This is a genomic window from Herpetosiphon sp. NSE202 (assembly GCF_042688385.1).
Classification (GTDB): Bacteria; Chloroflexota; Chloroflexia; order Chloroflexales; family Herpetosiphonaceae; genus Herpetosiphon.
On sequence record NZ_JBHUPY010000011.1, the window covers coordinates 48,921 to 63,435 of the forward strand.

The 14,515-nt window shown below is 51.0% G+C and carries 16 protein-coding genes; 4 read left to right on the top strand and 12 right to left on the bottom strand.

Going from position 1 to position 14,515, the window contains the following annotated elements; translation table 11 throughout:
* Positions 1–48: 48 nt before the first annotated feature.
* Complete coding sequence (locus tag ACFMKP_RS13530) at positions 49–1,212, top strand: glycoside hydrolase family 27 protein (RefSeq protein WP_382292507.1); 1,164 nt, start codon at positions 49–51, stop codon at positions 1,210–1,212.
* Positions 1,213–1,280: 68 nt separating this feature from the next.
* On the opposite strand, the gene ACFMKP_RS13535 is transcribed toward ACFMKP_RS13530, so the two are convergent.
* Positions 1,281–2,318: a choice-of-anchor J domain-containing protein gene (locus ACFMKP_RS13535; RefSeq protein WP_382292508.1), complete on the bottom strand. Its 1,038-nt coding sequence runs from the start codon at positions 2,316–2,318 to the stop codon at positions 1,281–1,283.
* Between the two features lie 356 nt (positions 2,319–2,674).
* Positions 2,675–3,613, bottom strand: a complete 939-nt coding sequence (locus ACFMKP_RS13540; RefSeq protein WP_382292509.1) for an NADP-dependent oxidoreductase — start codon at positions 3,611–3,613, stop codon at positions 2,675–2,677.
* 110 nt (positions 3,614–3,723) lie between these two features.
* On the opposite strand from ACFMKP_RS13540, the gene ACFMKP_RS13545 reads away from it, so the two are divergent.
* Complete coding sequence (locus ACFMKP_RS13545) at positions 3,724–4,110, top strand: winged helix-turn-helix transcriptional regulator (protein WP_382292656.1); 387 nt, start codon at positions 3,724–3,726, stop codon at positions 4,108–4,110.
* A gap of 3 nt (positions 4,111–4,113) precedes the next feature.
* Here the strand turns inward: ACFMKP_RS13545 and ACFMKP_RS13550 are convergent, their stop codons facing one another.
* From ACFMKP_RS13550 to ACFMKP_RS13570, 5 genes are all read right to left on the bottom strand, one after another.
* On the bottom strand, positions 4,114–4,899 hold the full coding sequence (locus ACFMKP_RS13550) for a helical backbone metal receptor (RefSeq protein ID WP_382292510.1): 786 nt from the start codon (positions 4,897–4,899) through the stop codon (positions 4,114–4,116).
* Positions 4,883–5,518, bottom strand: a complete 636-nt coding sequence (locus ACFMKP_RS13555; RefSeq protein WP_382292511.1) for a hypothetical protein — start codon at positions 5,516–5,518, stop codon at positions 4,883–4,885. Before ACFMKP_RS13555 ends, ACFMKP_RS13550 begins: the two co-directional genes overlap by 17 nt.
* On the bottom strand, positions 5,515–6,816 hold the full coding sequence (locus tag ACFMKP_RS13560; RefSeq protein ID WP_382292512.1) for a glycosyltransferase family 4 protein: 1,302 nt from the start codon (positions 6,814–6,816) through the stop codon (positions 5,515–5,517). The genes ACFMKP_RS13555 and ACFMKP_RS13560 overlap by 4 nt, the downstream gene beginning before the upstream one ends.
* A gap of 135 nt (positions 6,817–6,951) precedes the next feature.
* Positions 6,952–7,941 carry an NAD-dependent epimerase/dehydratase family protein gene (locus ACFMKP_RS13565; RefSeq protein WP_204756602.1) on the bottom strand — a complete coding sequence of 330 codons (990 nt, stop codon included), beginning with the start codon at positions 7,939–7,941 and terminating at the stop codon, positions 6,952–6,954.
* A gap of 20 nt (positions 7,942–7,961) precedes the next feature.
* On the bottom strand, positions 7,962–8,726 hold the full coding sequence (locus ACFMKP_RS13570) for a glycosyltransferase family 2 protein (protein WP_204756603.1): 765 nt from the start codon (positions 8,724–8,726) through the stop codon (positions 7,962–7,964).
* 33 nt (positions 8,727–8,759) lie between these two features.
* Between ACFMKP_RS13570 and ACFMKP_RS13575 the strand changes: the two genes are divergently transcribed.
* Positions 8,760–9,539: a polysaccharide deacetylase family protein gene (locus ACFMKP_RS13575; protein WP_382292657.1), complete on the top strand. Its 780-nt coding sequence runs from the start codon at positions 8,760–8,762 to the stop codon at positions 9,537–9,539.
* 65 nt (positions 9,540–9,604) lie between these two features.
* On the opposite strand, the gene ACFMKP_RS13580 is transcribed toward ACFMKP_RS13575, so the two are convergent.
* From ACFMKP_RS13580 to ACFMKP_RS13600, 5 genes are all read right to left on the bottom strand, one after another.
* Positions 9,605–9,862, bottom strand: coding sequence for a GlsB/YeaQ/YmgE family stress response membrane protein (locus ACFMKP_RS13580; protein ID WP_054536476.1), 258 nt, complete (start codon positions 9,860–9,862; stop codon positions 9,605–9,607).
* A gap of 68 nt (positions 9,863–9,930) precedes the next feature.
* Positions 9,931–10,188 carry a GlsB/YeaQ/YmgE family stress response membrane protein gene (locus ACFMKP_RS13585; protein WP_054536475.1) on the bottom strand — a complete coding sequence of 86 codons (258 nt, stop codon included), beginning with the start codon at positions 10,186–10,188 and terminating at the stop codon, positions 9,931–9,933.
* Between the two features lie 604 nt (positions 10,189–10,792).
* Positions 10,793–11,311, bottom strand: a complete 519-nt coding sequence (locus ACFMKP_RS13590) for a hypothetical protein (protein ID WP_382292513.1) — start codon at positions 11,309–11,311, stop codon at positions 10,793–10,795.
* Entirely contained in the window at positions 11,311–12,474 is a 1,164-nt protein-coding gene (locus tag ACFMKP_RS13595) for a methionine aminotransferase (RefSeq protein ID WP_382292514.1), read from the bottom strand. The genes ACFMKP_RS13590 and ACFMKP_RS13595 overlap by 1 nt, the downstream gene beginning before the upstream one ends.
* 10 nt (positions 12,475–12,484) lie before the next feature.
* Positions 12,485–13,468, bottom strand: coding sequence for a zinc-dependent alcohol dehydrogenase family protein (locus ACFMKP_RS13600; protein ID WP_382292515.1), 984 nt, complete (start codon positions 13,466–13,468; stop codon positions 12,485–12,487).
* A 361-nt stretch (positions 13,469–13,829) separates the two neighbouring features.
* Between ACFMKP_RS13600 and ACFMKP_RS13605 the strand changes: the two genes are divergently transcribed.
* Entirely contained in the window at positions 13,830–14,513 is a 684-nt protein-coding gene (locus ACFMKP_RS13605) for a hypothetical protein (protein ID WP_382292516.1), read from the top strand.
* The last annotated feature ends 2 nt before the right edge of the window (positions 14,514–14,515 follow it).

Genomic DNA, 14,515 nt, shown 5'->3' on the forward strand with positions numbered 1-14,515 from the left:
TACAATGATCCTATGGTAAGGAACGGCCCTTATCACATGGAGAAATGTATGACTACTTCAGAGCAACCTCTCGCACCTACTCCGCCAATGGGTTGGAACTCGTGGAACATGTTTGGTAGTACGATTCATGAAGATTCAGTCCGGGCCACAGCTGACGTGATTGTTAGCTCAGGGCTTAAGGATCTTGGTTATAACTATGTGGTGATTGATGATTGCTGGTCGACCAAAGTTGGCCGCGATGGCAATGGCAATTTGGTCGCCGACCCCGAAAAATTCCCCAGCGGCATCAAAGCGCTGGCCGATTATATTCATAGCCTAGATTTGAAAATTGGCATCTACTCCGACGCAGCGCATCTGACCTGCGCCAGCTATCCTGGTAGCTTTGGCTTCGAAGAGCAAGATGCACAATTATGGGCTTCGTGGGGCATCGATTTTCTGAAATATGATTTTTGTTTTGCGCCAACCGACCAAGCCACAGCGATCGACCGCTACAGCCGCATGGGCGAGGCCTTGCGCAAAACCAACCGTCAGTTTCTCTACTCGCTCTGTGAGTGGGGTGGCCGCAGCCCACAGCTTTGGGGCCGCTCGGTTGGCGGACATATGTGGCGGGTCACTGGCGATATTTTCGATAGCTGGGTCGATATTTGGGTCGCGCCGCACAAATATTATGGCCTAGGCATTGACACGGCAATTGATATTGCTGCCAATTTGGCTGAATACGCAGGCCCCGATGCGTGGAACGATTTGGATATGCTGGTGGTCGGGTTGAAGGGCAAAGGCCAAATCTCCGGCGGCGGCTTATCATTCATCGAATATCAAACCCATATGTCATTGTGGGTCATGGCCTGTTCGCCCTTGATGATCGGCTGCGATATTCGCAACATGGATCGCGAGACCAACAGCTTATTAACCAACCGCGAAGTGTTGGCCGTTAACCAAGATCTGTTGGGCATTGCAGGCCGACGAGTCAAGCAAATTGGCAGCTGCGAAATTTGGAAAAAGCCGCTGGCTGATGGCTCAGTTGCGGTTGCCTTGATTAATCGTGGCGCGAATGGCAGCGATTTGACCTTGCGCGCTTGCGATATTGGCCTGCTCGACACACCAAAATCGGTGCGCAACTTATGGGAGCAAGAAGATATTGCTGAATTTGGCGAAGCATGGCAAACCCGCATCCAGCCCCACGAAACCTTATTGCTCAAAATCAAAGCCTAAAATTAACGCCGCAAGCGAAAGCCCCGTGAGATCTATAACATCTCACGGGGCTTTTTGCTTAATCAAGCTTAGGCATCTTTTTGGATTGGGGCCATAAAGACTTTGAAGACTGGAATTTCAGGCGTGCGGCTAGGGGTAATCGTTGGCGTGTTGGTCGGCGTATTCGTTGGGGTTCGGGTTGGGGTGTTGGTTGGGGTATGGCTTGGGGTAATCGTTGGCGGCGTACCGGTTGGAGTCTGCGTGTTGGTTGGCGTGTTAGTTGCCGTGTTGGTTGGCGTATTGGTTGCCGTGTTAGTTGGCGTATTGGTTGCCGTGCTCGTAGCTGTCGTTGTTGCTGTAGCGGTGTTTGAAGGCGTTGGCGTGTGGGTAATTGGGGTTGGGGTATCGCCACCAGCCACATTGCCCGAATAGCTAAAATCGTCAATCCCAAGATACAAACCACGGGTTATTGTATTGACAACGTGGTGGCGAAACCCAATCCGTCCAATCATCGGTTGATTCAGGCCACTGATCGTATAGCTAAATTCGGCCCAATCGTTACATGGATAGCCATCGCTACCATCAGGATCATTACCAAATTCCAGATCGGGATTAATTCGACCAAGCAGGTTTGAGAAATCACCAGTGTTATTGCCACTCGCAACATTGGTGCTGGTTCCGGCAAGGCTATAGCGAATATCCAAGCGATCGGGACCGCCTGTACAGCCAACTGAGCGTGACCAAAATGAAACAGTTTTTCCATTTTCGAGCCACAATGGCGGGGTTAACAACCAGTTGCTGACAATTGCATCACTATCGGATGTTGCCGCCTCCCAAGCCGATCCAGCAAATGAATTCGCTGCACCTGAATGAGACCCCATGTTTGTAAAGCCATTAGAGCGACCTTGTTTCCAACGATCATGCTCGGTTGTGTCTGGGTTAATTGGATCACTAGCATTCACAATCACCCAGCCATCAGCTAAGGCTCCGGAAAATGAATCGAAGTTTTCATTCAAAACGGTGGGTGCTGCCGGTGCGCTAGGCGCTTGCGGCTGAACCAAACCCTGTAGACCGATCCCGGCTAGCAAGAGTATCCCTAAAAGCGAAGCTCGAAAGCGTGTTGCCATGTGTGCGATGACCTCCCCATATAAGTGCAGATAGCCCTAAGTATAAGAAAACACTTAACAATCTGCAACATGCAAATGGGCAGATAGTCCTAGGCGCGTGCGTAGCCTATGGCAGATAGTTGTACTGGTACATCAGGTTAACCACCGCCTGATCCCCTCACCCCAACCCCTCTCCCACGTGGCGGGCGAGGGGCTTTAATCGCGTGGTTCTACCACACTGCGTGGTAAAAACATCTGCTCCCCCTCGCCCGCGTTTTCGTGGGAGAGGGGGCTGGGGGGTGAGGGGACACGGTTGCCAACTCAATGAATCAGTATCGATAGTTACTAGGACTATCTGCCATTGAGGATAAATAAACTTAGATCACTTTGACCACAATTTTGCCGCGCACCCGATTGCTTTGCATGCGCTCGTGGGCCGCAGCAAGTTCGGCAAAGCCAAAAACATGCTCAACTTCAATCCGCAGTTGTTGGCTGTCGATCAGTTGGGCAATTGCGGCAAGTTGGGCTTGATTCGCTTGCACTAAGTGGCTCAAGCTCTTGCCTGCGTGGGCCGCAGCCAAATCTTCTGGGGGCGAGCCAACAATCGTGACCAAGCCAGCGTGGGGTTTTAGCACTGCATACGAACGCGCTTGAACCTCGCCGCCAACCGTATCAAACACTACATCAACAGGCTCGATTTGTTGCTCAAATGGGGCAGCCGTATAATCAACATATTGATCAACGCCCAGTTCGCGCACAAAGCCTTCGTTGCGGGCCGAAGCAGTCGCAATCACATGTGCGCCGCGTAACTTGGCCAATTGCACCGCCACATGGCCAACGCCACCAGCAGCAGCATGAATCAGCGCCCGATCCCCAGCCTGCAAACCAACAAGATCGAAGGCTTGCCAAGCGGTCAAGGCCACCAATGGCACAGCTGCCGCTGCTTCAAAACTCAGGCTGGCGGGCTTAGCCGCAACTTCGCTCGCTGGCGCAAGCACATATTCTGCATAGGCTCCAGCAGGCGTTGGAAAATTGACCATGCCATAGACTGCATCGCCAACCTGCCACTGCGCGACGTTCGCACCAACCGCAGCAATCGTGCCCGCCACATCCCAGCCCAGCACCACCGGAAAAGCAGCTTCATCAAAAAAGGCAACCATGCCCGAACGCACTTTATAATCAACCGGATTAATCCCAATCGCATGCACTTTAATTAATACTTGATCAGCTGCTGGCTCAGGCCGCTCAATTTCAACCTGCTCCAATTCGTCGATGCCACCATAGCGCTTAATTTGAACTGCTTGCATCGTTGCCATATCCAGGTATCCTTCCATCTAGAGAACCATAACTTTGCCATAAGTATAAACCGTGCTATGATTTTTACAAGAACGCACAATTTTGTTGGGTACTAACAATTTTGATACTATTGGATTACAAAGGGCTAAATAGTATGTGTCATGATTATAGGTTCAGCTATTCATGCCCAGTTGAGGCAACCATTGCGGTGATTGGTGGCAAGTGGAAGTGTGTGATTTTGTTTCATCTGTGCGATGGCAAGAAGCGCTTTAGCCAATTGCAACGCTTTTTGCCCGAAATTACCCAGCGTATGCTGACCTTGCAACTGCGCGAACTTGAAGCCGATGGCGTGATTAGCCGCACCGTCTACGCCGAAGTGCCGCCACGAGTCGAATATGCCCTGACTGAGTTTGGCGAGAGTTTGCGGCCAATTCTCTTTCTGATGCGTGATTGGGGCCAGGAGTATCGTGATACGATTGTGGATACCAAAACCCGTCAAGCGAGCCAAACCAACTAAATATCAATCGGCATTTAACAAGCGGCGATAGGTTTGCAAAGCAAGTGGAATTCGCGGGCCATACCAGGTGAGCAATTGGCCATCGCAGCAATTAATTTGGGGAGCCAAGCCCTGCAATTCCTCAGCATCTGCTTGGCTAAATGGGTATGGTTCGTCGGGCAGTAAAATGCGATCTGGTTGCAAAGCCGCAATTTCAGCCAATTCCAAGCGTGGATAGCGGCCCGCTGGATCAGCCAAACAATTGCTTGCCCCACAGTATGCCAACAAATCGGCGGCGTAGGTCGCTTTACCAACCCACATCCATGGGTCGCGCCAAATTGCAGTAGCCACTCGTTGTTGCCGAACAGGCGCAAGCGCCAATTCAGCCTGAATCGCGGCGATCAAGGGCGCAGCCTGCGCGGTCCGTCCAAGCATGCTCGCAATCGTTTGCAACGAAGCCATGGCCTGTTGCACGCTATCAATCTCGCTCACATAAATCGTCAAGCCAGCGGCTGCGAGCGCGGCAATATCGCGCTCACGATTTTCTTCCTTGTTGGCGATAATTAAATCGGGCGCAAGCGCAATAATCTGCTCGCGATTGGGATTTTTCGTGCCGCGCACTTTGGGCACTGTGGCCACTTGTGCGGCGGGCACAATACAATAATCGGTAATCCCGACAATCTGCTCGGCCAAACCCAACCAAAAAAGATACTCGGTGAGGCTTGGCACCAAGCAGACAATCCGCTGTGGCACGCGATCGAAGCGCAATTCACGCCCTAAATCATCGGTTATGTTATACGATTTGGCCAATCAAATACCCCAAGAAACTCAGAATCAGGTTATAGAACAGCAAACCATAGGCAACGCTGACGAAGGTTTCTTCATAGGGCTTGGAAAAAAGCACCCGCAGCGCCTTCAAAGTTGCAACCATAAACAGCAAACTCAAAGCCAAGCTCGAAATTCCACCAACAAAGCTCACAAAGCCCGTTAGCAAATAGAAAAGCCCACCTACAACAAGCATAATCGGCGGCCAAGCCATGGCTAAGGCCGTGGCAAATTCATCACGTTGGCGAAAACTGAGGCGCTGACGTTGGGCAATAAATGAAATCAAGGCCGCAAAACCAGCAGTATGCCCAACCACGCTAGCTACCAAGCTTTGGCTAGCCAACTTAGCTGGATAATGATAAATCAGCAAACCAATCACCAACAACAACAAACCACTGACAAACGCCCCAATTGCGACATAGATCAAAGCATTTTTGAGCGAGCCACGCCCGCGCACAAGGCCAAATGGCGGCTCGCTGGGCTTGCCAGCCAAGGCAATCGAGGCTTGTAGCAGTTCAGGAAGTTGCATTGTTGGGATGGGAGGTGATGGCGGCGACGATGGAGCAGATTGTGATGACGACGGCTGAGGGTTACGAAAACTCATTGGAATCCTCCACGCAAAGAGCGAGCTTGCAAAAGTTCGCGGTAGGTGGCTAGGGTTTGCCGCGCCACAACCGGCCAATCAAAACTCTGGCGCACAATCGCCGCGCCAGCAGCACCCCATTGCGGCCAGTATTCGCGCAAATCGAGCGCTAAACGCAGCGCATTGGCCAAAGCCTGTTGATTGTTCGCTGGCACCAACAAGCCATTATGGCCGCTGATAACTTTATCGGGAATGCCGCCAGCAGCGGTTGCTACCACCGGCAAGCGATGAATCATCGCTTCAAGCGTGACCAACGACGAACCTTCATACAAGGTTGGATGAATGAACAAATCAACATGTTCATACAATGAATGCAATTCACGATCACTCAGACGACCGAGCAGGCTGACATGTTGCGCCAAGCCCAGATTTTGGGCCTGCTGCTCCAAGGCTGGCTGCTCTTTGCCAGTGCCAACCATCAACAAGCGCCAGTTTGCAGGCAACACAGTACGCAATTCGGCCAAGGCCGCCAGCAGCAGATGGTAGCCTTTGTTGCGCTCCAAGCGACTAACGGTTAAAAACACAACCTCGCTACTGGCTAAATCCAAGCGTTGCGCTAAATCATGGCCCAATTCAGCATCAACCTGCTCCAAGGCTTCGGCAACATCAATCGCCGAAGGCAACACCGCCACCCGCGCAGGATCAACGCCCAAAAAGTGCGGCAGATCATCGGCGGTGCAGGCATCGGTGGCAATCGCACAATCTGCTTGGCGATGGCTCCACGAATATTGGGCACGAAACGGCGCGTAAGCAATTTGCTTGCGCCAATCAATATTCTTATATTCTTCCATGCCATGCGGGTTGGCAATATGCGGAATGCGGCGCAAATCTGGCTGCTGTTGGCGTACCAAGCCCCAGCCCAAAGCACACAAGCCTTGGCTATGCACGATGTCAATCTGGCTTTGCTGGGCGGTTTTTGCCATCGCGCTGGCTTGCTGCCAGGTAAAAATCGGATAATTAATTTGGCGGCCAAGAATGCTGTTTGGCCGCAACCAAGGGCTGGTGCGATCATAGCGGGTTTCGTGCAACTTAATCAACGGGTTTTGGCACAAACGATCATAGGCCGTGCCTGAGCTTGGCGCAGCATTGGGAATCGTTTGAGTCCAGAGATCAAGCTTAACGCCCAAATCGCTCAAATGGGTGACCAAATGAAAAACATGGCGTTCGATGCCACCAAAGCCGTGCAACGGAAAAACCGCCCGACAAAGCATGGCGACACGCAATTGATCATCGATTGAAGGCGCAGGCGTTGGTGACATTGCACAACCAAACTAAACAAAAGCCCCTCGCCCCAACCCCTCGCCCACGATGCAGAAAAGGGCTTTTTTGATTGAGTGGTTCCCCCTCTCCCGCGTTCAGTGGGAGAGGGGCTGGGGGTGAGGGCATACCCAAAACTACCAATAAGCTTCGCGAAAATCGCGATAAAAGCCGACTGTATGCTCTAGGCCTTGGCGCAAACTGGTGGTTGGTTGCCAGCCCAATACTGCTTGAATTCGGCGATAATCGCTATAGACGCTGCCAATATCGATGCGAGCTTTTTCGGGGGGAAACGGCACCAAACGATACGAGCCAGTGCCCGCCACCTCAGTCAAGGTCGAAATCAACTGCAAATGGCTAATTGGCTCAGGGCCACCAAGATTAAACACTTGACCATCGGCGGCAGGATTGATTGCGGCCAACAAAAAGGCTTCAACCGCATCATCGACATAGGTATAATCACGCTGCTGCTCACCATCACCATAAATGCTAATCACTTCGTTATCGAGCGCTTGGCGCACAAACCAGCCCAACGCCGTTTGGCGGGCATGGCGCACCAACATGCGCGGCCCATAGGTGTTGGTCATGCGCAAGGCACAAGCCCGAATCCCATAGACATTATTATAGAGAATGTGATACCACTCGCCAGCCATTTTGTTGATGCCATTCACATCAGTTGGGTGCAACAGATGCTGCTCATCGACTGGCACATAATCGGGGCGGCCATAGATTTGGCGGGTGCTGGCAAAGACAATTTTGATCGCAGGGTTATTGTGGCGACAAGCTTCCAAAATCGAAAGCTGCGCCCGACAATTAATATCCAAGTCGTTGAAGGGATTTTCCATTGAATCAATATGGCTAACTTGGCCAGCAAGATTAAACAGATAATCTTGGCCTTGCACCAAATATTGCAATGAATGTTGGTCGCGCACATCGGCAATATTAATTCGAACGTGGTCGGCCAAGCCGTGCACATTCGCCATATTGCCGCCATACTCTGGCACCAATGAATCAACGATAACAACTTCTGCGCCTAAATCAACCAAGCGAAAGGCTAAATTCGAGCCAATAAAACCCAAACCGCCAGTAATCAAACAGCGTTTACCGCGAAATGCCTGCTGTATCACACAACCTCCATACGAGCCATTTAGCCTACGTCACGCCCAAGCGCACGTTGGCGAGCGGCTTGTTCCTTAAGATGCTTGCCAAGGATGACCAATTTCCACCACAGCTGCAACAGCTGAATCAGCGTGCGCCACAAACGGGGAAAATTAAAAAACTGTGATTTGCCATATGTCCGATGATAATGATGGACTGGCACTTCGGCGAAATTAAAGCCTGCATCCTGCAACTTTTTCACCAATTCCAAACAAATTGTGCCACTATCCGATTCAAGGTTGACCACATCGAAGACATTGCGCCGAATCAAACGAAAATCACAATCAACATCACGTAATTTAAAGCCAAATAAAAATTTGACTCCATGGTGATAGATTCGGCCAATAATTTTCCGATGCAATGGGTCAGAACGGGCAATCTTATAGCCGTTGACAATATCAACCTCAGGGGTTAGCTGTTGGTACAAATCGCGTAATTCATTGGGGTCGTATTGGGCATCGCCATCGGTATAAAACACCAAATCTTTGGTGGCCGAGGCAAAGCCGGTGCGTAACGCTCCGCCATAACCGCGGTTTTTGGGGTGGTGAATTGGGCGAAACCGTGGATATTTGGTGGCTAAATCATCAAGCACTTGCGCGGTATAATCACTGCTACCATCGTTAACCACGATCACTTCATAATCATCGGTGAGTTCGGGTAAAACGTGAAATGCTGTGATCACCAAGCTACCAATGGTGCCAGCATCGTTATAGGCAGGAAAGAAGACCGAAATACTTGGACGTTCGCTGGTCATTTATAATCCTTTGACTGGTTTTTAATCGTTTTGATGCAGAGTACTAGCAGCGATTATAGCAGAAAGCGCCACGCCTGCCGCCAAAGCTTGGTGTTAATTGGGCTACTTTGGCTTTTAATTGGTTGTGGTTCCAACGCCCCAACCCCAAGGCCAACCATCACATGGCGGTTGGCCCAACCAGTTGCCGCCACAATCACCATCGGGCCAACCTATACGCCGCAAGCGAGCGAGGTTCCACCAATGCAACCAAGCCAAATCAGCGATAAAGTGCTTTATTTGACCTTTGATGATGGCCCCGACCCAACCTGGACACCCAAAATACTTGATTTGCTGGCCCAGCATCAGGCCCAAGCCACCTTTTTTGTGCTCGGACGCAATGCCCAAGCCTATCCCGAAATTATTGAACAACAACGCTTGGCTGGCCATCTGCTGGCAAACCACAGCTGGAGCCATCCCGACCTGACCCAACTTGATCAAGCAAATGTACTCCACGAGCTGAGCGCAACCCAAGCCTTATTGGGTGCAACCGCCAGCAATTGTTATCGGCCACCTTATGGCAAGCACAACCAGCAAACTACTGCCAGCGCCGATCAATTGGGTTTGCGCATGGTGTTATGGGATGTGGATAGCGCTGATTGGAAACAACCAGGCACTAAGGAAATTGTGGCCCGCATTCGCAGCCAAGTGCGCGATGGAGCCGTGGTGTTGCTGCACGATGGCGGTGGTTCGCGCCAACAAACAATCGAGGCCTTGGAGATTCTACTGCCTGAGCTAGCTGCCCAAGGCTATCGCTTTGTCGCTGCCTGTAGTTAAACGAAAATCGCTAGCGATACGACGTTGTATCACTAGCGATTCCACAGATCAGAGCCAATTGTGGCTTAGCGGACGCGTCCACGTTGGAAGAGGTTTACAATCCCAAGCAAGACGACTGCACCAATCAAAGCGGTCAAGACGCTCCACACGTTGAACACGTTAGCGGTCACGTCGCGGTTGATCAAAAAACCGCCAATGAATGCTCCGATGATACCGACAACAATATTCAATACTGTGCCTTGTTGAGCATCGGTGTTCATAATTTTGCTAGCGACCCAACCGATCAATGCGCCGAAAATAAGCCATGCAATAAGTGAAAACATTATAGATTCCTCCAAATAGTTAATTCAATATCAGTGCTTGTTGATACTAATTAATTGAGTTTCAAAGCTTAGCGAACGCGGCCACGTTGGACCAAGTTGACGATTGCGAGTAAGACTACTGCGCCAATCAACGAGGTCAAGACGCTCCACAAGTTGAACACGTTAGCGGTTACGTCGCGATTGACCAAAAAACCGCCAATGAATGCACCAATGATACCGACGACAATATTTAATACTGCGCCTTGTTGAGCATCAGTGTTCATAATTTTGCTAGCGACCCAACCGATCAATGCGCCGAAGATAAGCCAAGCGATAAGTGAAAACATTGTGATTCCTCCATTAGTTTGTTTCAAATAGTGCTTGTTGTTACTACTGTGATTGCTTATGCAGAAAGTGTGCCAGCATTTCTTTTTCAGTAGTTGTACATCGTTTAGTTTCCTATCAATGTACTTTTTCCTACTGTTGCTGTAATGCAGAAAGTGTGCCAGCGTTTTTCTGTTGGTAATCGACAGTTGTAAACCTGTTCTGCTGAAATATAAATGCAGAAAGTGTGCCACCATTGAAAGCCAAAAGGCAGAAGGCAAAAAGCAAAAGTGGGGATCGGGTGTTGGGGGCTGGGGATCTGGATTCAGGGGCTAGTGGCCAGAATATTAAGGATGAGGGATGAAGTAAGAACAAAGAGCATAGATGTACTAGTTCATTGGATTGGCAACGAGGAGCATGCCCTCACCCCCAGCCACTCTCCCACTGAACGCGGGCGAGGGGAGCACCGGTTTCTTGGTTCCCCCTCGCCTCGCGGGCGGGAGAGGGGGCTAGGGGGAGAGGGGATCAGGCCATGGTTAACGCATGAACCAGTACACATAGCCCATAGCCTCATTCCCTTCGCGCTCTTCGTGTCCTTCGCGGTTTCAGGCCTTCGTGGATCAAAAACTAATCTGGCTCGAAGCCCAAAATATCGATTCGTGAATTGCTAAGCACCACCCAATCGCCAGTTTGCAGCTGCTCATTGGGCAATTTGGCCACATTTGGGCCGGTTATGGTCGTGCGCAGGCCAATGCTGCCAACCCCAACCGCAACAATCGCCTCAAGATAACTGACTGCATAGCCCAAATCATCGCGCCGCTCCCAAGTAATTAACTCTTGAATGCAGCCATAGGCTAGCGGCATGGTGCTCAGCCCATTGCCAACCTCTGGCTCGATTGCCATGCGCTGTGTATCTGCTGGTTGCAAGGCGACTCGGCTCAGCTGAAACACCAACTGGGCTTTGCCATAGCGGCCCGCATGAGCTTGATTCACATGATTATGGCGATCAACAACGCCTAAGCGCACTTGCTTAAAGCCCAGCACAATTAAGGGCAAAAAGCGCTGCCCGCTGCTATGCATCCTGCCTGGAATCAATTCTTCGAAGCAGGAATGTAATTGCAATGCTTGAGATTTTGGAAAATGCATCAGCTTCGGCTCCCTAAGCGCTTGAGTTTTTCAGCAGCGGCAGCAATTGTTTCGGGCTTTTTGGCAAAGCAAAAACGCACCATTCCCGATTGATAGCCATCATGGTAGAAGGCTGATGGGGGAATGGCCGCCACGCCAATGTCGCTAATCAGATAGCGGCAAAATTCTGCATCATTATCCCAGCCCAAATCGCGAATATCAGCCATCACAAAATAGGTGCCTTGTGGCGGCAACACATACAAGCCTGCATCGCCCAGCGCTTTGACCAATTGAGCACGCCGTGCGCTATAAAATTGCAATAATTGGCGTTCGTATGGCTCGCCAGCATTCAAGCCGACCACCGCTGCCACTTGCAAGGGTGTGGCGCTAGCAAAGGTCACAAATTGATGCACCCGCCGAATCGCCTCGGTTAGTGGATTGGGCGCAATCGCATAGCCAATTTTCCAGCCAGTTACGCTAAATGTTTTGCCAGTGCTACTGATGGTGACTGTGCGCTCCCACATGCCGGGCAAGGTGGCAATCGAGCAATGCTGATGATCTTCAAATACCAAGCGATCATAGACTTCATCGCTAAATACCAACAGATCGTGCTCAATTGCAATTGCTGCTAGCTGGCTCAGCTCAGCCCGCGACCATACTTTGCCAGTTGGATTATGCGGCGTGTTTAGGATGATGGCTTTAGTTTGCGGCGTAATCGCAGCCCGAACTTGGGCAAAATCCACATCCCAGCGTGGCTCGCTCAACCGAACGTAGCGCGGAATACCGCCAGCCATGAGCACATTTGGCGGGTAGGCATCATAATATGGCTCGAAAATAATCACCTCATCACCTGGATTGATCAGGGCCATGATTGTGGCAAAAAGCGCTTCGGTTGCCCCGCTGGTGACCGTAATTTCCGTTTCGGGATTGACTGCAGCTTTGGTGTGGCGCTCCCATGTCCGCGCAATCGCCGCTCGCAAGGTTGGCAAGCCCGTGCTTGGCGCATATTGATTGAGATCGGCATTGATCGCGCTACAAGCAGCATCTTTTAAAAATGCAGGCCCAGCAAAATCAGGAAAGCCTTGGCCAAGGTTGATCGCTTGATATTGCGTGGCCAAAGCGCTTATTTCACTAAAAATTGAAGTGTCAAAGCCAGCTAAGCGATTGGCGGATTTGGGATGCACAACAAGCCTCCTAGCCTGTAATCACAACTTTACCAGTGCCGCTTTCGGTTGCCACACGCACAATCCCAGCCAAATCATCAAGTGCGACGGTGGTATCAACGTGCGGTGCCAAGCGCCCATCGGCAAACATCGCACTTACATCAGCGATCAATTTGCCAAGCACTTGCGGGGTTTGGCGGTTGAGCCAGCGGCCAAGCCAAAACCCACGAATTGTCGCTTCGCTAAAGATAATCCGCCCATCAATCTGAATTGGTTGGTTGCTCAACAAACCATACACAATCATTTGGCCATAGGGTGCGAGTGCATTGAAAACTGCCGTGCCAGTTTCACCAGCAACTGCATCAATCGCCTTGGCGATGCCCTTTTGGCCAGTAATTTCCTTCCAACGCGCGGCCAGATCATCGCCAGGCACGGTAATGACACCAAGTGCACCAGCATCAAGCAAGGCTTGGGCTTGTTCTGCTTTGCGTACAGTCGCCACCACTTTGAAGCCGCGAACTGCGGCCAATTGCAACATAGCGCGGCCTAAATGCGAAGCACCAGCAGTTACCAAGACCGGTTCGTCGGGCTGCAACTGCAATTCATCGCTCATAATCCAGGCGGTCAAATAATTGACCCATGTGCAAGCAGCTTGGGCATCGCTGAGTGCTGCCGGAGTTGGCACCAAAAATTGGGGCTTGACGACTGCATACTCGCGCCATGTACCCTCGGTTCCAACTGCGCCCAGCATGAGGATAACCCGATCGCCGACTGACCAGCCAGTGACTCCCTCGCCGAGTGCTTCGATCACCCCAGCGGCCTCGTTGCCTGGGACTGCTGGTAAGCTTGGGCGCACCCCATACGTCCCTTGAATCGTATAGACATCTGATGGATTGATCGAGCGTGCGGTTAGGCGGACTAAAACCTCGCCAGCGCCAGCGGTTGGGGTTGGCTTTTCGACCAACTGCAACACATCTGCCAAGGCTCCAAATTCATGAAATTCAATTGCTTTCATGGCATCCCTTTGGCATAAAACACACATCGACGTGCTAAAGTATATCGTATCCCCCATGGGGTGACATGTCAATCAATACTTGCGGCTTACAAGTTGCTAAACAAGGCGTATAGAAATCATGATTCGGGCCAAGAAGCCCCTAAAATAGCCCATTGTAATGGCCAATTCCCCCCATAGGGATAGGCTAATAGAGGACTAATAAAACATTGACAAAACTCTAGCCAACATGTAGTATAATTTCAATGCGCGGCATTGATAATTATGTTCATCTGCACATGCTCGCGACACCTCAATTAATGTGTGTGTACATCATGAGCAGGGCATAACTCAGCCCACATTTGGATAGTGATGGTGGTAGCAATTGACGACCTTCCACAGAGCTTGGCAGTACGCAACAGAGCGCATTAAACGAGCATCGGTTCATCGGTGGCTGTGGTTTTTTGTCGTTAGCACAGGTCTTGCTGGTTGTACCCAACCAGGCGGGTTAAACCTTCAATCGTTGACCTTGACTGCTGCCAATCCAACCGTTAGCGGCTCGAACCCAAACATTCAACCAACCGTACCATCACAAACCAACGTTTCTGGTCAGCCAACCCAAATTCTCGTGCCAACCGCCGTGGAAGATGGCCCGACCAGCCAAGTTATTACAACCAGCGCGCCAGTTGAGCCAAGCTTAGCGGTACCAACGGTTGTCCTAACCCCACCACCAAGCGGCAATGCCGCATGGGAGGCTCAAAAAGTTGATGTTCAGCAATTTAGCGAGCCAACAACCTATGCAGCACCTGGAACCGTCATGCTTTGGTGGTATGATCCAAACTCAGGTCAATATGTTGGCCTTGGTTGGATTCGCTCTCCACTCATCGCAAGCGGCGAGTTTCGATTGCGTTGGAGTGGTTTAGCTGCTTTAGCCATCCCATACACGATTAACGTGGATTATGGCTTGACCTTAGAACCAAGCATGATTCAACGGATTCGGCGTGCTGGCTACGGCGGCGATGTGATTGAAACATTTGTCTATCTTGCGCCCGATATTACGCCACAATAGGG